Raw genomic sequence first — 18,146 nt, 5'->3', positions numbered from 1 at the left:
AATGAAAGGCGTTCTTAAAACGGGCATTGCTGCCGGGCTGATCTGTTGTTTTTTAAATGCAAGTGCTCAAAAAGATATGCGGGCACTGATCAAAAAAGATGAGGCTTTTGCCGCAAGCCAGTACAAACTACTGATGAAAAACATACCAGCTGATAAAATGCCCCAGAATTATGATCCTGCTAAAGATAAGCTGGTGGCATCTGCAACTGATTGGTGGACCAGTGGGTTCTATCCCGGTACGCTGTGGCTGATCTATAAGGCTACCAGGGATCCGCAGATTCTGACAGAAGCAAAAAAACGGCTGGTGCCGGAGGAGCCGATCAAATATTACACCGGTAATCATGATATTGGTTTTATGATCTTTTGCAGTTTTGGCAATGCCTATGCCATTACAAAAGACCCTCATTACAAAGAAGTGATCCTTACCGCTGCTGAAACGGCTACCAAACGCTACAAGCCAGGTATGAAGGCCATCCAGTCGTGGAATAAAAGCAAAAAATTCAATGCCCCGGTGATCATCGACAATATGATGAACCTGGAATTACTGGAATGGGCTTCCCGGAACGGGGGTGGCAAGCACCTGGCTGAAATTGCGGAAAACCATGCCAACACTACATTAAAGAATCATTTCCGCCCCGATGGCAGCAGTTATCATGCAGTGGATTATGATACAGTTACCGGCGCCGTTTTAAAAAAGGTAACGCATCAGGGATATGCCAATGAATCGGCCTGGGCACGCGGACAGGCCTGGGGGCTTTATGGATATACCATGATGTACCGCTTTACCAAAAAGCCGGAATACCTGGCGCATGCGCATAAGATCGCCGCGTTTATCCTGAACCATCCCAACCTGCCGAAGGATAAAGTGCCTTACTGGGATTTCAATGCTCCCGATATTCCCAGGGCTCCACGGGATGTTTCTGCTGCCGCAGTACTGGCTTCTGCCCTGCTGGAACTGGCGCAATACGGCAATCCAAAGCAAAAGACCCGGTATATTGCTGACGCCACCACCATGATCCGGTCGATGTCTACCACCTATAAATCGCAGCCGGGTGGCAGCAAAGGTTTTATGCTTACCCAAAGCGTGGGACACCTGCCGGGGAACTCAGAAGTAAATGTATCCCTGTCCTATGCAGATTATTATTATATGGAAGCACTGGACCGTTATAAGCAATGGGTGCTGAAATAGGAGAAAATTTTCTTGCGGAGAATATTAAAAAATAACCTTGTTTTATAGGTGTACAATCAATGTCGCTTCCTTTGTACACCGGCGTCTAAATTTATTGTTCACAGGTTTCTCAGATTTTCACACAACTGCTGCAAGCAACTGAAGATTTATGAAACGCTTTCCTAGTGATAGTACCTTAAGGAAACGGTATTGGGTGTACCATATAGAAAACATCTGCATTGGGCTACCGGAAGGCCTGAGACCGGCATTGACAGCGGTCGCATTCGCCACCATATTCCTCCAATTTTCCGGTACTACATTATGAAAAAGATCCCGGCTACAAAATAGCCGGGATCTTTTTCATTGGGTTGCTATTCCTTTATATCAACGTACGTACCCCTTCGGCGATCACTGAAGAAAACACGCCCGGTTTGTAACCGATCTTCTCCTCATAAGCTGTTGTTACCTTTTCTGCAAAATCATCAAAACTGTCTTTTTTGATCAGGGCGATGGCACAACCACCAAAACCGGCACCGGTCATCCGCGCACCAATGCAGTCCTTATAGGTTCTGCAAAAATCAACAATAGCATCCAACTCTATCCCGGATACTTCATACAGTTGCTGCAGGGAGTCATGCGAAGCATACATCAATTTTCCAAATGTTTCGATATCGCCACCGGTCAATGCTTCCTTTGCTTTTTTAACGCGATCATTTTCTGCGATCACATGCAGGGCGCGTTTTTCCAATACCGGATCATTTAGCAAGCCTTTGTTCTGCTCAAAATCATCTACACTGATCTCAACGAGATGTTGCACCGGGAATTTGTCCTGAAGCCGTTTCAATGCTTCGCGACATTCGCTGAAGCGTTCATTGTATTTAGACTCTACCAGTTTGCGGGGTTTATTGCTATTGATAATCGCCAGTACATAGTCGCCGATCTCAAAAGGCAGGTACTCATATTCCAGGGTATCAGTATTTAATAAAACCGCATGAGCTTCCTTGCCTACAGCCACGGCAAACTGGTCCATGATACCGCTGTTGAGTCCCATAAAATCATTCTCCACTTTCTTGCCCAGTATCGCCAGGTCTACCCGGGTAAGTCCGCCGGCGAACAGCTCATTCAGCGCAAAAGCCGTCAGTACTTCGATCGAGGCACTGGAAGACAGTCCGGATCCAATCGGCAGGTTACCGGAAAATAAAAAATCCAGACCGGTGATCCCGGTTCCCTTTTTCTGAAATTCATGGATCACTCCCAACGGGTAGTTGAACCATTCCGGCCCCTGTTTGCTATACCCGTCCTGGCTGAAAGCGATGGTTGTGGTTTCCGGAAAGTCCAGCGCATGAAAACGGAACTGCCGGTCTTCGTTTTTTGCAACCAGTAAAGTGGTGCCTAAAGAAATGGCGCAGGGCATTACCTGTCCACCATTGTAATCAATATGCTCCCCGATCAGGTTAACGCGCCCCGGACAAAAGAAAATATGTTCCGCCGGCTTATGGTATTTTTTTTCAAATTCTTTTTGCAAATCTCCAATGGTCATAACAATTATATTATTTTTATCAAAATTAAACGTTCATGATTGAAATAACTGAGCAGCTTGCTACGCAGCATCCCAATGGAAAAAATGTGTATGTGTTCACCCTTAAAAACGGCTCCGGTACAGAAGCAACGGTTACGAATTACGGCGCTATTATCATGTCGATAAAAGTACGGAAATCGGATGGAACTTTTAATGATATTGTTTTAGGATTTGATACACCGCAGGAATACTGGTCGGAGGAATACCTTCAGCATTACCCTTATTACGGAGCCGCTATCGGACGCTATGCCAACCGGATCAATCATGCAGCCATTACCATTGATAACAAAACATATTCCTTAAACAGCACAAATCCTGGTTACCAGTTGCATGGTGGTGTTGAAGGTTTCGATAAAAAAGTCTGGGACAAGGTTTCTGCAACCGATGGTCATGTGGTATTGCAATATGTTAGTCCGGACGGTGAGGAAGGATTTCCCGGAAATCTCACGGTGCAGATCATTTTCTCCCTGAATGAGGACAATGAATTCAGTTATGAATACCGGGCCACAACGGATCAGCCAACCGCAGTGAACATCACCCATCACAGCTATTTTAACCTGAACAACGGGAAAGGCCGCATTGATCAACAGCACCTGCGCATCCACGCTTCGAATTACCTGGAACAGGATGCCAATTATTGCACTACAGGAAATGTGCTTCCGGTAATCGGCACAAGAAATGATTTCAGCAACTGGCGGGAAACCGGCAATATTGAAAACCCCGAGCAGGGCATCGATATCAGCTATCCGCTGGACAACCCGGGCATACAAAACATAGCAGCGGAAGCCTGGTGCGATGAAGAAGATATAAAACTTGAAGTATATACCACAGAACCGCTCGTTCACCTGTACAACAGCTATGGCTCACCCGATATCAAAGGAAAGAGCGGACAGCAATATACTACTTTCTCTGGCTTTTGTTTTGAAACACAGGTACATCCCAATGCGATCAATATTCCCTCCTTTCCCAATACGGTTTTACGTCCGGGTGAAGTATACCAGACAAAAACGACATACCGGCTTACGGAGAAGGAGTAGCGAGAATCGAGGATCCAGATTTGAGAAATCAATTGGGTTTGCCGGCACACAGGTCCCGTGTCAATCAACTACTACGTGCTTGCTCAAATCTCGATTCTGAAAGCTCAAATCTGGATCCTCTATTCTCAAAACTAAAGTGTAGCCAGGTCAATCACAAACCGGTATTTCACATCGCTTTTTAACACGCGTTCGTAAGCGGTGTTTACATCCTTTATATCGATGAGCTCAATATCACTTACAATATTATGTTCTGCGCAATAATCCAGCATTTCCTGAGTTTCGGGAATGCCGCCGATAGAAGATGCTGTCAGCACCCGGTTACCCCGCATTAAACTACCTCCGGCAATACTCAACGGCTCGGGAGGTAACCCCACACAGATCTGCACCCCGTTTGTTTTGAGCATCTGCAGGTACATATTATAATCATGTGGTGCGGAAACCGTATCGATGATAAAATCAAAATAGCGATCGAGGCTTTTAACCTGCTCAGGGTCTTTTGTCAGCACAAATTTATGCGCGCCCAGCCGTTTCGCATCGGCTTCCTTAGAAGGTGATGTGCTGAGCATGGTCACCTCCGCACCAAACGAAACTGCAAATTTCACGGCCATATGCCCCAGACCGCCCAAACCCAGCACACCTACTTTATGCCCTTTTCCTACCTTCCACTTGCGTAAGGGCGAGTAGGTCGTAATGCCGGCACAAAGCAGGGGCGCCACTCCTTTCAGGTCCAGCTTATCGGAAACATGCAATACAAAATGCTGGTCGCAAACAATCTTATTGGAATAACCTCCATAGGTTACAGAACCGTCCTTGTCCCTGGAGTTATAGGTCCATACGGTTTGCTTATTATCGCAAAACTGCTCCTGTCCATGATTGCAGCTATCGCAATGCTGGCAGGAGTTAACCATACAGCCAATGCCGGCCAGTTCGCCTACCTTGAATTGGGATACATTGGTTCCTACCGCTGTAATGCGACCAACAATCTCATGTCCCGGTACGAGGGGATAAATAGCAGGTCCCCACTCACTGCGCACCTGGTGGATATCGGAATGGCAGATGCCACAATATAAGATATCGATCAATACATCGTTTGTCCCTACTTCCCGGCGCTCAAAATCCCAGGGCTGAAGGGCTTCTGTTTTACTGTGGGCGGCATATCCTTTTGCGTTTATCATTTTTTATTTTTTAGTGAGAAGTGTAATGTTTGTTGCTGCTCATTGAATTCCGGGGGGCTGAAAGGATCAGGCTCCGGTTTCGTCATCCTAATTTTCAGGATATAAAGGTAACAGGAATTCCGGTTTTGAGCCACAGAAGCATTAAGTCAATGAATCTTTGCAGCGCTTTATTGATTGAAATAAGCCAGTTCCTCCTCCAGGTCCAGAAACGGGTATTGCTCTGCCAGGCGCCTTGCTTTTTCGTACTGCGCTTTTAAGAACTGCTGATGGGCCTTTGTTTCCGGATAAAAGGGTTTATGCCTCCGGGCGATCATCAACGGCCGGAGCTCCTTCATGAGTTGCCGGGAAGCCTCGTCAATACAGCTTTCCGTAAATTTCTCCAGTACAAATTCTGTGGCCGGATAATTGGGATGTGCCAGGTCCACATCATAGAACCGGTAATCCCGAAGTACATCGATCACCAGTTCGTAGGCCGGGAAATAATACAGGCGGTCGAACTTGTTGACGATGTGATGTACGGCTTCAATCAACCGGGCCTTGCTTCGGTTATTGGCCACCACGCCATCTCGCAAATGCCGCACCGGGCTGATCGTAAACAACAGCTTCGCCTCAGGATTAAAGATGCGGAGCCGGTGGTACAGATTATCCAGCAGCGAAACCGTTTCTTCAATCTCAAGCATCTTCTTATCAAACCACTGCCCGGGTGCCCGGTGGCAGTTGGCCACCTTTAACCCGGTGCGCTCCGCTTGCGGATTGTTACCGTTCAGCCGGTAGGAAAAAGAGGACCCCAGGGTAATAACGATCCACCCGGTTTGTTTTAAGAACTGATGTGCGGTTTCCAATGCGCGATTCATCTGGTCGAGGACGGCTTCCTTATCGGTACCGGAAAAGCGGGAATGATGGTGCCAGGATTGCCATACTTCGTTCAGATAGAACAGATCTGCTTCCGTATAAGGCTTGTTTTCTATATAGCGGATCAGGCTGTGGTACACGCTGGCAGGGTCAAACAGGATTCCATGTGGATTCTGAAGCGTTGTAAACTTATGCTCCGCCAACGCATTGCCGATATGTTCTGTAAAACAGGAGCCGATCAGCAAAATCTTATCCGCGTACCGGATCGGCGGAACCAGCGGTTCCATTTGTATGGGGGCCATAAAATCCATTCCGCAAATATCCGGAATTTACGATTACGGTCCTCATGGCGATGGTTTGACGCTTCTTCTCACGAAAGGATTTTACGCAATGAACTATAGATCTTCGTGCCTTCGGGTCTTTGTGGCCTTATTTCACGCAACGACGCAAAGGAGCAACGATCGCAACGCACTATACCCCTTCGTGTTTCTTGGTGCCATCCGGTCTTTGTGGCTCGTATTTTACGCAGCAACACAAAAGAGCAAGGATCGCAAAACGCCTGGGCTAGGCAAGTTAAAACGGTTTCAGGTTGGATCCGTTTTATCACTTAGATATTAGGCGCTAGATGCGCTTCGTTTCTTTTAACCTGCTATTTCCTCTTTTCCGATTACCTGCGAAATACAGGCAAAAAAAAGAGCACGCAGTGGCAACGACGTTTTCAAATGCTCAATGTTTTCAAATTACAGCTGTCCTCATAGCGCTATCGATACATGCACCATAACCCGGTTATTCGCCCTTACAATACCATTTGCCAGGTTCTGTGAAAACGGGGTTTGAAAATTAGCGCCTACAGCTATTTTTTTATACGCTGCTTCCATTCCCGCAGTTCCCATCAGTACGCGTCCTCCGGATACGGTCACCAATATATCATTATCGATATCCGTCCTTGCCTTTTCATATTGTACCCCCGCATTGGGAGCGATCATTACCAGGCTGGCAACCCGGAATTTGTAATAGGCCTGTGCATTGAGATTCAGTTTATTTCCATAACGGTAATCATACCTGTTGGCAGTGTTGATCTTATAATGAGCGCTGAGATTGACGCCTGCATCCTGCAACCGGAGATCATACATTCCGTTCAGCGAAAAATCAGTACTGCCGGAACCCAGCTGAAAAAGATTGGCGCTTTCCCCCCCCGTGCTTTTATCCGCAGGGTTGTATTTTCCTGTAGCCAGTTTCACTCCTCCGCCCAGCCAAAGGCTTTGCACCAGCAGCTTATTACCTACGGGATCCCGCTTATTGATCAATTGATAGAATGCCGACAGGGTTACATCGCCCACACCGCTTTTTGTAAGATCTGCTTCCTGGTTACTGCGCCGGTTGATGCTATAGGGCACTGCCGCCATAACACGAAACTTTTCCGTAATATTCCAGCCACCCCATGCTTCCGCAGTATTGTAATGCTCCGATGTGGTCAGATAGGTTTGTTGCCCACCTACCCCCAGGTGACTCCAAAGAGAATTATGCCGGTAACGGATACCAAAGATATGCTTATGAAAATCCGGGAGAATCCCGATATAGTCGTTTCCAACACCGCAGCCGCAAATATCGCAGGCCGCGGCCGGTTGAGGGGCTGTGAAAATCAGCAAAAAAAAGAAGCCGGTTATGATCCTTTGTTTTTTCATTGTGTTTTATTTAAAGCGCGTAATTTTTACCGGCCTCTCACGTACATCGATCCGCAAATGGCCGGGATGAGTTGCTGTGCTATTGTTCTGCCAATAATTTATCCGTAACAAATGCCCGGTCGTTCAGCGTGTGCAGAAAAGCAAGAATCTGCCCACGTTCTTCATCCGTTAATGCGATGCCCCGCTGTCCGTTTGCTGTCAATAACGGATCCAGGTTGGGGGTTGGCTTTACCCCGGCTGCATAATGATCGAGCACCGCGTCCAGTGTATAAAAACGGCCGTCGTGCATATAAGGTGCGGTATATGCCAGGTTCCGGAGACTGGGCACTTTGAAGCGGTATTGGTCTGCCGGCTGGAGGGTGACGGCATAGCGGCCCTGGTCATTATTGGCCCCAACCCCAATACCATTGTTGCGGAAGGTACCATCGGTAAACAACGGCTCCTTATGACAACCGCCGCATTTCTGCACCACCAGTGTTTGGCCTGCGGCTTCTTCAGGGGTAAAGGCTACTCTACCTTCCCTGCGCATAACGCTATCATATTTTGAGCGGCTGGAGATGCACATCACCATAAACTGCGACAAGGCCTTCATGAGGTTGCCGGTACTGATTTGTTCGGTGCCGAATGCTTTTTTGAACAGTGCACGGTACTGAGGCAGCGCCTGCAGTTTGCTGACCACATTGGCTACGGTTTCATCCATTTCTTCGTGATTGGTAATGGGGGCGATGGGTTGGAGATCCAGGTCAAAGATGCCGCCGTCCCACATCAGGAGCGGGCTCCATGCCAGGTTCATAATGGCGGGAGCATTCCGGCTTCCCAGCCGGTCGTCGATACCATGGCTTACATCATGACCATGCTGGGTAAAAGCCGAAGACTGGATATGACAGCTTCCGCAACTGATGGTATTATTGCGGGATAGACGCGGCTCATAAAAGAGTTTCCGCCCAAGCTCAAAGCCCTCCCTGGTAACCGGGTTGGTTTCAAAATGATAGGCGGAAGCGGGGAAATTGCCGGGCTGTTTGAACCCGGCAAAAACACCCGGATCTGTCCGGGCTTTATCGGCCGGCAGTTCCCTTGAACAGGCAAATACAAAAGCTACCAACACCCCGATCACCACGATATGTTTCTGGTTCATGATTTTAATTTTCAGTATGATCATGCACAAACATCTTCGCATAATTGTTAGCGATATTTACACTGTAGTCGCTAAACATGACCTGGGGATTGGTGGCAAAACTTACATTGGTAGCGCCGCTCAATGCTTTTGATACATCTACCATCAGGTGAATATTGGTGGAACGGCCGGTACGCACCTGCGCAATCCCTCTTGCCGTAAGGTCGATGGAGATCATTTTAATATTATTGATCGTTGGTGCACTGTAACCGCCAAAGCCGCCAATATGATACCGGAACTTATGCTGACCGGTCGGATCTGCCGGCGCATCAGGTGCGATGCCCTCCATTTTAAAGAAGATGTATCCGCTGTTCCAGCCCCAGTACATGCCATCGTGACCGCCGGCGCCCGGATCCAGTACGCCCGTGCGTTTGCTGATGTCCATAGTGCTGCGCAGGCTGTCGACGCCCAACGTAAAAATGAGCGCAGTATAATTGCCCTCAGGTACTTTTACCCGGGCAAATTTTGTTGCCGGATCATCCTGGCGGATCAGGAAATAGCTGCTGTCCGGATTTACCGCATAGATGGTTCCGTCTGCTTTTTTTACCTGGATATTGCTGATAAAATACTGGAGCAACTGGATATTGTATTGCTGTCCCAGCGCGTTGGTATAGGAACCGGTATTTAATACCAGTTTTTGTCCGCCAACAATGTTATCAAATTCCACCGAAAGCGGTGCCAGCTTATTTTGATCGTACTTGGGCTCCACCGGGTCCTTGGAACAGGAAGCCAGGAAAAAGAACAGCGTCATTAGCATTGTATTTGGGAAAGTGCGTAGTAATTTCATTTTGAAAAGATCATAGTGTGCCGGCAGGAATTTCATACAAAGAGAATTCCGTTCAACACTGGTTAAACAATCATCCGGGGAGTACATTGGAACGGTTACCGCATCTTGAATATGCAGTACCGGAGATAAACTCCCGGGAAAAGTAACTGGAAATAATAGAAATGTAAAGACTGCCTGTTAACGATCGCAGCAGGCTGAAGCAACAACAGCCGCAGGATCCTGGTTTCTGTGTAAAAGGACAAGAGTGCGCTCCTGCCAGCATGGTAAAAACAGCTAACGCAGTGTTGAATCAGGCAGTGAAGGCTGCCGCAGGGGGATGAAAAACAGAACGGGGTCTTTTAACTTCAGTGCCCATTGTGGGATTGTAGTAAACGGCTGCCTGTTGGATGGCAATAAAGGTCAGTTCAGGAAAAAACGATTTGGAAGAGAGGGTAATCTCATTTTTGAACTCCAGTTTCCGCTCCGGGTTCTGCTGGCTCTTTTTTTCGTCTTCTTCAATTTTTTTCATCAGCTGGCAATGACCGTTACAGTGCATTTTAGGCCGGAACTTGTTTACACAGTTCTTTGCATAGGCCTGCTGATTCACCCTGTAATCAATCATCATGATCGTCTTACTGAACGTTTGCATTGCAAACGCCATCAGAAAAAACAAAGCCATGATTCTTTTCAACAAGGAAGAAATTTTGTGCAAATCTATAGCTTCCTGTTTAAAGAGAAAAGAAAAACCATTATTAAAAAAGATGATTGTTATCAGTGACCGTTGAGGTTAGCAGACTGCAAAAAATCAAGAACAAGCTAAGCGATATTTTGATTAATTTTATTGCATGGCGTATCATAAACATCTATCAAAAGACAACGTACTAAAAAAACTGATCAAAGAGCAGGGACTGCATTCCCTACAGCTACAGCAAAACATTTTATTCCGCCTGTGTGGTTCCATTATGGGACAGCAGCTGAGCACTAAGGTTGCAGCAGTGATCCGCAGCCGGTTCCTGGATCTGTTTGATGGCAAAAAACCTACGGCACAAAAGATCCTGGCACTTCCGCACGAAACCCTGCGTTCCATTGGTTTGTCTAATGCAAAAGCTATTTACATTAAAAATGTATGTCATTTTTTTATAGAACATAAACTAACGGATGCCAAAATTCACCGCTTATCGGATGAGGCATTCGTGGACCTCATCACACAAATAAAAGGCGTTGGAAAATGGACAGCGGAAATGCTGTTGATGTTTTCCCTTGGACGGGAAGATGTATTTTCGATCGGCGACCTGGGCCTGCAAAAGGCGGTAGCCGAGCTTTATGATATTACCTATACCAATAAAAAGGAATTCGAAACCCGCATTCTTTCTATTACAGAACGATGGAAACCCTATCGGACCTACGCCAGCCTGCATCTCTGGCGCTACCTGGATGCCACACCAGGTTAAACCCCGGCTCCCTTCCTAAACACCGGCACTGTTTTCGTTATCCGGATACTCCGTCCAACGCTTTCCGTTTCCGGTAACTTTCATGGCATAACAATGCGGCTGTGGAAGCCTGTACGCCAAATCGGGTATCTGCAATATTCTTCCCTTCTCCCCTTACCGCATTAAAAAAGTGCACAAAATGATCGTGATGCGCGCCTTTAGAGCCTTTAGGGCCATTAAATGCGTATTCGTTGTCGGATACCTTTACCGGTTCGCCGCTCCATTCCTTTAGCGGGCTGAACGCAGCAATATCGGTTTTACCGGGTGTTTTGAGTACCACCTGGTCCCAGCCTACGTTCAATATGCCGGCAGTGCCTTTGATTGCAAAGTCGGTACTTCCCCACTTTTTTGAAACACCATCGGTTTGGTTTGCGGAAAGGGATAAGGTAAACGCGCCTTTTTTATCGTCATCCGGGTAATCGAGGTATCCCAGCAGTACATCGGGCGTATCTCTGGAACCATTCGTATAATAACGGATGCCGCCGGTGCTGTACACCTGTTTCGGTCCTGCCGTGTTCATAATAAAATGCGTGCTTGCAATTACGTGCACAAAGAGATCTCCGGCGACCCCGGTACCATAATCACTCCAGTTGCGCCAGCTTAAAAAGCGCTGGGCGTCAAAAGTCCGTTTGGGTGCATTGCCCAAAAAGCGCTCCCACCAGATATGCTGAGCTGTTGCATCTTCTGGTGCTACAAAGGGCCTCAAGGCCTGTGGCGGTGAGGTAAACTGACCGTCTACCTGGGTTACCATTCCAATGAGCCCGGCTTCTACGATGCGTTTTGCAAGCTGGTTGCCCCAGGAGGACATACCCTGGCTACCCATTTGAAAAACACGGCCGGTTTTCTCCTGTGCTGCAATCAGCGCATTGCCTTCCTGCAGCGAATGAATCACCGGCTTTTCACAATAAACATCCTTACCTGCCCGCATCGCTTCAATGGCAATTTTCTGATGCCAGTGGTCCGGTGTTCCGATGATGACCGCGTCAATATCTTTACGGTTTAATATTTCCCGATATTCCCGGGTAAACAACACGTCCTTTCCTGACTGTTGACGCAGGGCATCCAGGTTTTTATCGTATACATCACAAACACCTGCCAGCGTGGCCATGCCGGTAGACAGGGCCGTGCGCAGGTCGCTGGATCCCATCCTTCCCTTTCCAATAACAGCCAGGCGAACCAGGTCTTTCTTTTGCGGCGCTTTTTTTATTCCGGCTCCCCCGGAAAGTTTTGGAAGCGCAGAAACGGCAACGGCTCCCATGAACGCATTGCGGATAAATTTTTTACGGTTGTACATAATAATAGCAATAGTTTAGATGACAAATCATTAAATCGTTAGAAAGTAATCAACAAAAAAAGCGCCCCATCAGGAAGCGCTTTCAACCGGTTATTCTTTTGATGCTGCGGTCATATCCGTCGAAGGCGTTTTTGCCTCTTTCGGATCAGCACCTTTTAAATAATTGGGCAGGTTTAGCCCCGCCATATTAAACAGATCATTCAACGGCGGCACCGACTTCATCAATCCCTGTACAAAGTTAGCAGTAGAACCATTACCATTTTCACCGTTTCCTCCGTCCCATACGGTCACCTTATCGATCTTGATATTTTTCACCGCCTCAACCTGCGTACGTACCAGCTCGGGCAGTTTTTCCAGTAAGAGCAACTGGAACGCGTTGGTGGAATCGCCTCCGGCGGCCTTCACTACCTTATCATAACCCTCGGCCTGTTTTGTCAGGATCTCCAATAAACCCTTTGCTTCTGCTTCCATTTTTGCAAAGATGGCGTCGGCCTCCCCTTTGGCTCGTAAGCGGATCCGCTCTGCTTCTGCTTCTGCATCAATAATGGCTTTTTGCTTGGCAATCTGCGCCGGCACCACCACGTTGGCATTCTGTGTAGAACGCTCCCGCTCCGCACGGGCCTGTTCGGCTTTCTGCTCGGCAAGATAAGATTCTTCCAGCGCTTTGGCGGACTGCACTTTCTCCGCGGTAACGGCAATTTTCAGCGCCTCCGCTTCTTTCTCCCGGCGCAATGCGTCAGAATTGGCAATCGTGATCTTCGCATCATTCTCTCCCTTTACCGCCAGTGAATTGGCCTGGGAAGTAGCAATACGCGCATCCCGTTCTGCCTCAGCTTTACCAATGGCCTCGTCCTTTCCGGCAGCAGCGATACTTATTTCTTTGTCTTTTTGTGTGATCGCGATCTTTACATCCCTGTCGCGGTTGGTTTCAGCAATCTGCGTATCTTTCTCGCGATCGGCGATGGCCTTTCCCGTTTCACCGATCTTCGTTTGCTCTGCCACACTCACAATAGCTTCGTTAATGGCTTTTGCAGCGGCTTCCTTACCCAGGGCCTCAATATAGCCGGATTCATCCCGGATATCGGTAACGTTCACGTTAATCAGCTTTAAACCGATCTTCTTTAGTTCCGTATCTACGTTCTTTGAAATATTGTCTAAGAATTTATCCCGGTCGGAATTGATCTCCTCAATGGTCATGGTGGCAATCACCAGGCGGAGCTGACCGAACAGGATATCTTTAGATAATTCCTGGATCTGATCGGGACTCAATCCCAATAGGCGTTCTGCGGCATTTCCCATACTCTCCGGTTCGGTGGAAATAGCGATGGTGAAGCGGCAGGGTACATCTACCCGGATGTTCTGACGTGATAATGCATTGGTCAAATTGGCCTCAATGGAAATGGGCTTCAGGTCCAGGTATGCAAAATCCTGGATCACAGGCCAGATAAAGGCCCCGCCTCCATGCACACAGCGGGCAGAACTGCCGCCGGTTTTACCATAAATCACAAGGATTTTATCAGAAGGACAACGTTTATAGCGTGAAATCAGCGATACTATGGTAACGAATAAGATCAATGCCCCTACCAGGATCAGAATAAATGGTCCGTCGAAATTCATAAGTGTTGTTTTTATTAAAGTTTGGTTACAATGAGTATACGGTCTTCAAGGCCCAGCACTTTTACGCGTGTTCCCGAAGGCAGGCGTTCGCCGTCGGTAACGGCGGCAAGTTCATGGCTGGTGTTATTATAACTGATCTGTATCTTGCCTACACCACTCCGGTTCTCCGGTATCGTAAGGTAAACGGCGCCTGACTTTCCAATGAGGCTTTCCGGTTTAAAGGTATTGTCTTCCGTCAGTTTCATCAATTGCCGGATCACAAAGAAGAAGAGCAATACAAAAAAGAGCCCGATGAGAACGGCCAGCGCAGTCAGCAGTGCTTTGTTTTCTATGGAGCGATAAAAAGCCACGCCGGTCCAGCCAAATCCCATCAGGAAATTAATAAGGTTTCTCAGCGAGAACATCTGGAAGGGTGCATCTGCACTGGTAAGATCCCCATCAAAATCGGCGTTAATACCATCTGCGCCATGACCGCCGGCAAAGGTGAGCACGGTTTGGATTAAAAAGATCACACTGGTGATAATGGCTACCCACCAGAATCCCTGGAGCAGCGAGGGCATGCCCTCAAAAAATGCATTCATATTTTAGACAGATTCGATACAGCGTTTCTTTAATCATTCGTCAATAGCAGTAATACAGCTTCTACAAATATATTTAAGTTCACGGGTTTTCCAATACCTCCTTAAAAAAAGGACGCTATCCCGCTTTTGTAAAGATGGTGCTCTGGAATATATGGAATACGCGCGGCATTCGGTTCCGAAGTTTGAAAAGCTTGTCAAGGGCTTTGAAAATTATCCGGCTAATCCTGACAGGAGTTACAATTGTTCGCAAAGGATAAGGTGTTTTCTTAATGGCACCACATAGATACGAGGTGCAATGTATACGCCAGAAACTGCTTGCGTCATTTAAAAAAAAACTACCTAAAAACAGGTATTTTTTTAAAGAGCGGCGCGCTTACATTTGCAAAAAATTTTTGCATTATGAAATTGAAAATGACCTTATGTGTTGCACTCGCCTTTACCGCAACTGCTTTATTTGCTCAAAGCGACTACAAACAATCGATCGGTTTACGGTTTGGCAGTGGCTATTATGATGTAGTTTCCGCAGCGTACAAAACCTTTTTAAATGAAGCTGGCGCTTTGGAAGTAAATGCCGGTTTCCATCCTTATGGTGTAACGGGATACCGCTGGGTAAATGCCTCCGCATCCGTCAGCTACCAGCACCATTTTCCGATTAAGCCGGTTGACGGTTTGAAATGGTTTGTAGGTGGTGGTGTTGTTGCGGCCAATTCTTTTTCCTCCAATGATTATTACAAGGGATTTAGTCTGGGGCTGTTTCCGACTGCTGGTGCTGACTATAAATTTTCAAAGATCCCTTTGGCCGTTTCTGCCGATGTACGTCCAACCATTCATGTGGTTAAAGCTGTAGATTATCACAACAGTTTTTATCCAAACGCCGGTGTTTCTGCACGGTACACATTCTAGATCAAACCCTTTGTTTTTTGCCGGGCCGTACTTGTTGTAGGGCCCGTTTTTGTTAAGTGTCCCCTGTGGCTTCCCTGAATAATGTAAAGGTTTCACGTAACGACCGCTAAAAAGCGGTGGCGCGGCGCCCCTCTTCTCCTTTGCACAGAACAACTCAAATGGAATGCCTTCCGCAAACAGTTATCACTTTTCGCGCTTCAGCGCCTTTGTGGCTTTTCTCTGAATGCTGTAAAACTTCCACACCTCTATTGCTTGGTCAAAGCCGCGCACAATTTGAACTGCTTCCCTGCATTTTTCCCCATTTATACTTTTTTGTACAAATAAAAACGTACTTTTGCACAATGAGTATGGAAACAGATCAATTAGTGCATAACAACACAGCCGAAGAACCAGATGTTATTGAAAGTCATGTAAATAGCGAGTACAAGTACGGGTTTGTTACAGATATTGAAATGGAGTCGGCCCCCAAGGGTCTTGATGAAAATACCATTCGTTTTATTTCGGCCAAAAAGAATGAACCAGAGTGGATGCTGGAGTGGCGTTTAAAGGCTTTTGCCCAATGGCAAAAAATGAAGCCGCCGCATTGGGCCAATCTGACCTACCCGTCTATTGATTTTCAGGATATTATATATTATGCTGCGCCCAAGCAGAAGGTAAAGCCCAAGAGCCTTGACGAGGTGGATCCGGAGCTGATCAAAACTTTTGAAAAGCTGGGGATTTCGCTGGATGAGCAAAAACGGCTGACCGGGGTTGCTGTAGACGCGGTGATCGACAGTGTTTCCATTGGTACTTCTTTTAAAGAACAACTGGCAGAGCTGGGGATTATTTTTTGTTCCATCAGTGAGGCGATCCAAGAACATCCGGAACTGGTGCGCCAGTACCTGGCTTCCGTAGTGCCTGTTACTGATAATTTTTACGCAGCATTGAATTCTGCTGTATTCAGCGATGGTTCTTTCTGCTACATACCCAAGGGTGTACGTTGCCCGATGGAGCTTTCGACCTATTTCCGGATCAATGCCGAAAATACCGGTCAGTTTGAACGCACCCTGATTGTTGCGGAAGAAGGTTCTTATGTAAGTTACCTGGAGGGTTGTACGGCGCCCATGCGGGACGAAAACCAGCTGCATGCAGCCATTGTGGAGATCGTGGCGATGGACCATGCCGAGGTTAAGTATTCCACCGTGCAAAACTGGTATCCCGGTGATAAGGAAGGGAAAGGCGGTATTTATAATTTTGTTACCAAAAGAGGAATTTGTAAAGGCGTACATTCCAAAATCTCCTGGACACAGGTTGAAACCGGTTCTTCCATTACCTGGAAATATCCCAGCGTGATTTTACAGGGAGATTACTCTACTGGTGAATTCTACTCCGTGGCCGTAACCAACAATTTCCAGCAGGCCGATACCGGCACCAAAATGCTGCACATCGGTAAAAACACCAAAAGCCGCATCGTATCCAAAGGAATTTCTGCCGGTCAAAGCCAGAACAGTTACCGCGGACTGGTGCGTGTAGGTAAGAACGCCAGCAACGCACGGAATTTCTCCCAGTGTGATTCCTTATTGTTAGGTGACAAATGTGGTGCACACACGTTCCCTTATATTGAGGTAAAGAACAATACAGGCGTGGTGGAGCATGAAGCCACCACTTCAAAAATAGGCGAAGACCAGATCTTTTATTGCAACCAGCGCGGTATCGATACCGAAAAAGCGGTAGCCCTCATCATCAATGGGTTCGCCAAAGAGGTGATGAACCAGCTTCCGATGGAGTTTGCTGTAGAAGCGCAGAAACTACTGGCCATCAGCCTGGAGGGATCTGTCGGGTAGTTTTAAATTCAACGTTTAAGGTTACGGCTGCATTATTGGGTCAGCAGTTGAACGACGATCTGCTTCGTTGTGTCACTCACTTGTGTTGCAGTACATAACCCGGCAGTTTGCCGGAGCAAGGTAATAAACGATAAAATAAACAATTTTATTAATCATCTAAATAAAACAACATTTAAAGGAACTACGTATCAATAAGCGGTATTGAACGTTGAACTTTAAACTTTAAACAAAAAGGAAATGTTAGAAATAAAAGACCTCCGCGCAGGTATCGAAGAACGGGAAATATTAAAAGGCATTAACCTGGACATTAAGCCGGGCGAAGTACATGCGATTATGGGGCCCAATGGTTCCGGCAAAAGCACCCTGGCATCGGTACTGGCGGGCAAGCAGGATTATGAGGTGACCGGTGGTTCTGTAACGTTTGAGGGCAAAGACCTGCTGGAACTGGCGCCCGAAGAAAGAGCCGGCGAAGGCATTTTCCTGAGTTTCCAGTACCCGGTTGAAATACCCGGACTGAGCACGACTAATTTTATGAAAACAGCGGTGAACGAGATCCGCAAATACCGTGGGCAGGATGAGCTGGATGCGGTTTCTTTTTTAAAGAAAATGAAAGAGAAAATGGCGCTGGTCGAAATTGATCAGTCCATGCTGAGCCGTTCACTGAACGAAGGTTTCTCCGGCGGCGAAAAAAAGCGGAATGAAATATTCCAGATGGCGATGCTGGAACCCAAACTGGCGATCCTGGATGAAACCGATTCGGGTCTGGATATTGATGCCATTCGTATTGTGGCCAACGGCGTTAATAAACTGCGTACTCCCGAAAATGGCATCCTGGTAATCACGCACTATCAGCGCCTGCTGGATTATATCATCCCCGATTTTGTACACGTGCTTTATAACGGACGCATCGTAAAATCCGGCACCAAGGAGCTGGCCTACGAACTGGAAGAAAGAGGATATGATTTTATAAAAAGCGAACTGGCGTAATAATGTGCTAATATG

16 protein-coding genes are annotated in these 18,146 nt (G+C 47.1%); 6 read left to right on the top strand and 10 right to left on the bottom strand.

Annotated features, from left to right (window positions below):
• The first annotated feature begins 1 nt into the window (after position 1).
• Complete coding sequence (locus tag LL912_RS04270) at positions 2-1,189, top strand: glycoside hydrolase family 88 protein (protein WP_235552319.1); 1,188 nt, start codon at positions 2-4, stop codon at positions 1,187-1,189.
• 358 nt (positions 1,190-1,547) lie between these two features.
• Here the strand turns inward: LL912_RS04270 and LL912_RS04265 are convergent, their stop codons facing one another.
• Positions 1,548-2,708, bottom strand: coding sequence for a galactokinase (locus LL912_RS04265; RefSeq protein ID WP_235552318.1), 1,161 nt, complete (start codon positions 2,706-2,708; stop codon positions 1,548-1,550).
• Between the two features lie 35 nt (positions 2,709-2,743).
• Here LL912_RS04265 and LL912_RS04260 point away from each other — a divergent pair, with 35 nt between their 5' ends.
• Positions 2,744-3,784 carry an aldose epimerase family protein gene (locus tag LL912_RS04260; protein WP_235552317.1) on the top strand — a complete coding sequence of 347 codons (1,041 nt, stop codon included), beginning with the start codon at positions 2,744-2,746 and terminating at the stop codon, positions 3,782-3,784.
• 131 nt (positions 3,785-3,915) lie between these two features.
• Here the strand turns inward: LL912_RS04260 and LL912_RS04255 are convergent, their stop codons facing one another.
• From LL912_RS04255 to LL912_RS04230, 6 genes are all read right to left on the bottom strand, one after another.
• Positions 3,916-4,959, bottom strand: a complete 1,044-nt coding sequence (locus tag LL912_RS04255; RefSeq protein WP_235552316.1) for an NAD(P)-dependent alcohol dehydrogenase — start codon at positions 4,957-4,959, stop codon at positions 3,916-3,918.
• A gap of 167 nt (positions 4,960-5,126) precedes the next feature.
• Positions 5,127-6,113, bottom strand: a complete 987-nt coding sequence (locus tag LL912_RS04250) for a GSCFA domain-containing protein (protein WP_235552315.1) — start codon at positions 6,111-6,113, stop codon at positions 5,127-5,129.
• A 450-nt stretch (positions 6,114-6,563) separates the two neighbouring features.
• Positions 6,564-7,496: a transporter gene (locus tag LL912_RS04245; RefSeq protein ID WP_235552314.1), complete on the bottom strand. Its 933-nt coding sequence runs from the start codon at positions 7,494-7,496 to the stop codon at positions 6,564-6,566.
• Positions 7,497-7,575: 79 nt separating this feature from the next.
• Positions 7,576-8,631, bottom strand: a complete 1,056-nt coding sequence (locus tag LL912_RS04240; RefSeq protein WP_235552313.1) for a cytochrome-c peroxidase — start codon at positions 8,629-8,631, stop codon at positions 7,576-7,578.
• Positions 8,632-8,635: 4 nt separating this feature from the next.
• On the bottom strand, positions 8,636-9,421 hold the full coding sequence (locus LL912_RS04235) for an MbnP family protein (protein WP_235552312.1): 786 nt from the start codon (positions 9,419-9,421) through the stop codon (positions 8,636-8,638).
• A 325-nt stretch (positions 9,422-9,746) separates the two neighbouring features.
• On the bottom strand, positions 9,747-10,130 hold the full coding sequence (locus LL912_RS04230; protein WP_235552311.1) for a hypothetical protein: 384 nt from the start codon (positions 10,128-10,130) through the stop codon (positions 9,747-9,749).
• Positions 10,131-10,281: 151 nt separating this feature from the next.
• Between LL912_RS04230 and LL912_RS04225 the strand changes: the two genes are divergently transcribed.
• Positions 10,282-10,887, top strand: coding sequence for a DNA-3-methyladenine glycosylase family protein (locus LL912_RS04225; RefSeq protein ID WP_235552310.1), 606 nt, complete (start codon positions 10,282-10,284; stop codon positions 10,885-10,887).
• A 37-nt stretch (positions 10,888-10,924) separates the two neighbouring features.
• Here the strand turns inward: LL912_RS04225 and LL912_RS04220 are convergent, their stop codons facing one another.
• From LL912_RS04220 to LL912_RS04210, 3 genes are all read right to left on the bottom strand, one after another.
• Complete coding sequence (locus LL912_RS04220; RefSeq protein WP_235552309.1) at positions 10,925-12,220, bottom strand: Gfo/Idh/MocA family protein; 1,296 nt, start codon at positions 12,218-12,220, stop codon at positions 10,925-10,927.
• Between the two features lie 90 nt (positions 12,221-12,310).
• The gene (locus tag LL912_RS04215) at positions 12,311-13,837 is read right to left on the bottom strand and encodes a flotillin family protein (protein WP_235552308.1); all 1,527 of its coding nucleotides are present in this window, start codon (positions 13,835-13,837) and stop codon (positions 12,311-12,313) included.
• A 14-nt stretch (positions 13,838-13,851) separates the two neighbouring features.
• A complete protein-coding gene (locus LL912_RS04210) occupies positions 13,852-14,418 on the bottom strand; it encodes an NfeD family protein (protein WP_235552307.1) in 567 nt (188 codons plus the stop codon).
• A 399-nt stretch (positions 14,419-14,817) separates the two neighbouring features.
• On the opposite strand from LL912_RS04210, the gene LL912_RS04205 reads away from it, so the two are divergent.
• The 3 genes from LL912_RS04205 (at position 14,818) to sufC (ending at position 18,131) form a co-directional block, all read left to right on the top strand.
• The gene (locus LL912_RS04205; protein WP_235552306.1) at positions 14,818-15,321 is read left to right on the top strand and encodes a hypothetical protein; all 504 of its coding nucleotides are present in this window, start codon (positions 14,818-14,820) and stop codon (positions 15,319-15,321) included.
• Positions 15,322-15,662: 341 nt separating this feature from the next.
• Positions 15,663-17,144, top strand: a complete 1,482-nt coding sequence (sufB, locus tag LL912_RS04200) for a Fe-S cluster assembly protein SufB (RefSeq protein WP_235552305.1) — start codon at positions 15,663-15,665, stop codon at positions 17,142-17,144.
• A gap of 237 nt (positions 17,145-17,381) precedes the next feature.
• Positions 17,382-18,131 (top strand): Fe-S cluster assembly ATPase SufC, encoded by a 750-nt coding sequence (sufC, locus tag LL912_RS04195; protein ID WP_235552304.1) that lies wholly within the window; start codon positions 17,382-17,384, stop codon positions 18,129-18,131.
• Positions 18,132-18,146 lie beyond the last annotated feature (15 nt).

Source organism: Niabella agricola (assembly GCF_021538615.1).
Classification (GTDB): domain Bacteria; phylum Bacteroidota; class Bacteroidia; order Chitinophagales; family Chitinophagaceae; genus Niabella; species Niabella agricola.
Note: the sequence above shows the minus strand (reverse complement) of the source record. Positions and strands in the feature narration are given on the sequence as shown.

Coding starts and splice junctions, on each gene's coding strand:
- LL912_RS04245 (WP_235552314.1), bottom strand. CDS start 7,496: ATGAAAAAACAAAGGATCATAACCGGCTTCTTTTTTTTGCTGATTTTC.
- sufC (WP_235552304.1), top strand. CDS start 17,382: ATGTTAGAAATAAAAGACCTCCGCGCAGGTATCGAAGAACGGGAAATA.
- LL912_RS04240 (WP_235552313.1), bottom strand. CDS start 8,631: ATGAACCAGAAACATATCGTGGTGATCGGGGTGTTGGTAGCTTTTGTA.
- LL912_RS04225 (WP_235552310.1), top strand. CDS start 10,282: ATGGCGTATCATAAACATCTATCAAAAGACAACGTACTAAAAAAACTG.
- LL912_RS04260 (WP_235552317.1), top strand. CDS start 2,744: ATGATTGAAATAACTGAGCAGCTTGCTACGCAGCATCCCAATGGAAAA.
- sufB (WP_235552305.1), top strand. CDS start 15,663: ATGAGTATGGAAACAGATCAATTAGTGCATAACAACACAGCCGAAGAA.
- LL912_RS04235 (WP_235552312.1), bottom strand. CDS start 9,421: ATGACGCTGTTCTTTTTCCTGGCTTCCTGTTCCAAGGACCCGGTGGAG.
- LL912_RS04205 (WP_235552306.1), top strand. CDS start 14,818: ATGAAATTGAAAATGACCTTATGTGTTGCACTCGCCTTTACCGCAACT.
- LL912_RS04255 (WP_235552316.1), bottom strand. CDS start 4,959: ATGATAAACGCAAAAGGATATGCCGCCCACAGTAAAACAGAAGCCCTT.
- LL912_RS04215 (WP_235552308.1), bottom strand. CDS start 13,837: ATGAATTTCGACGGACCATTTATTCTGATCCTGGTAGGGGCATTGATC.
- LL912_RS04210 (WP_235552307.1), bottom strand. CDS start 14,418: ATGAATGCATTTTTTGAGGGCATGCCCTCGCTGCTCCAGGGATTCTGG.
- LL912_RS04270 (WP_235552319.1), top strand. CDS start 2: ATGAAAGGCGTTCTTAAAACGGGCATTGCTGCCGGGCTGATCTGTTGT.
- LL912_RS04250 (WP_235552315.1), bottom strand. CDS start 6,113: ATGGCCCCCATACAAATGGAACCGCTGGTTCCGCCGATCCGGTACGCG.
- LL912_RS04220 (WP_235552309.1), bottom strand. CDS start 12,220: ATGTACAACCGTAAAAAATTTATCCGCAATGCGTTCATGGGAGCCGTT.
- LL912_RS04265 (WP_235552318.1), bottom strand. CDS start 2,708: ATGACCATTGGAGATTTGCAAAAAGAATTTGAAAAAAAATACCATAAG.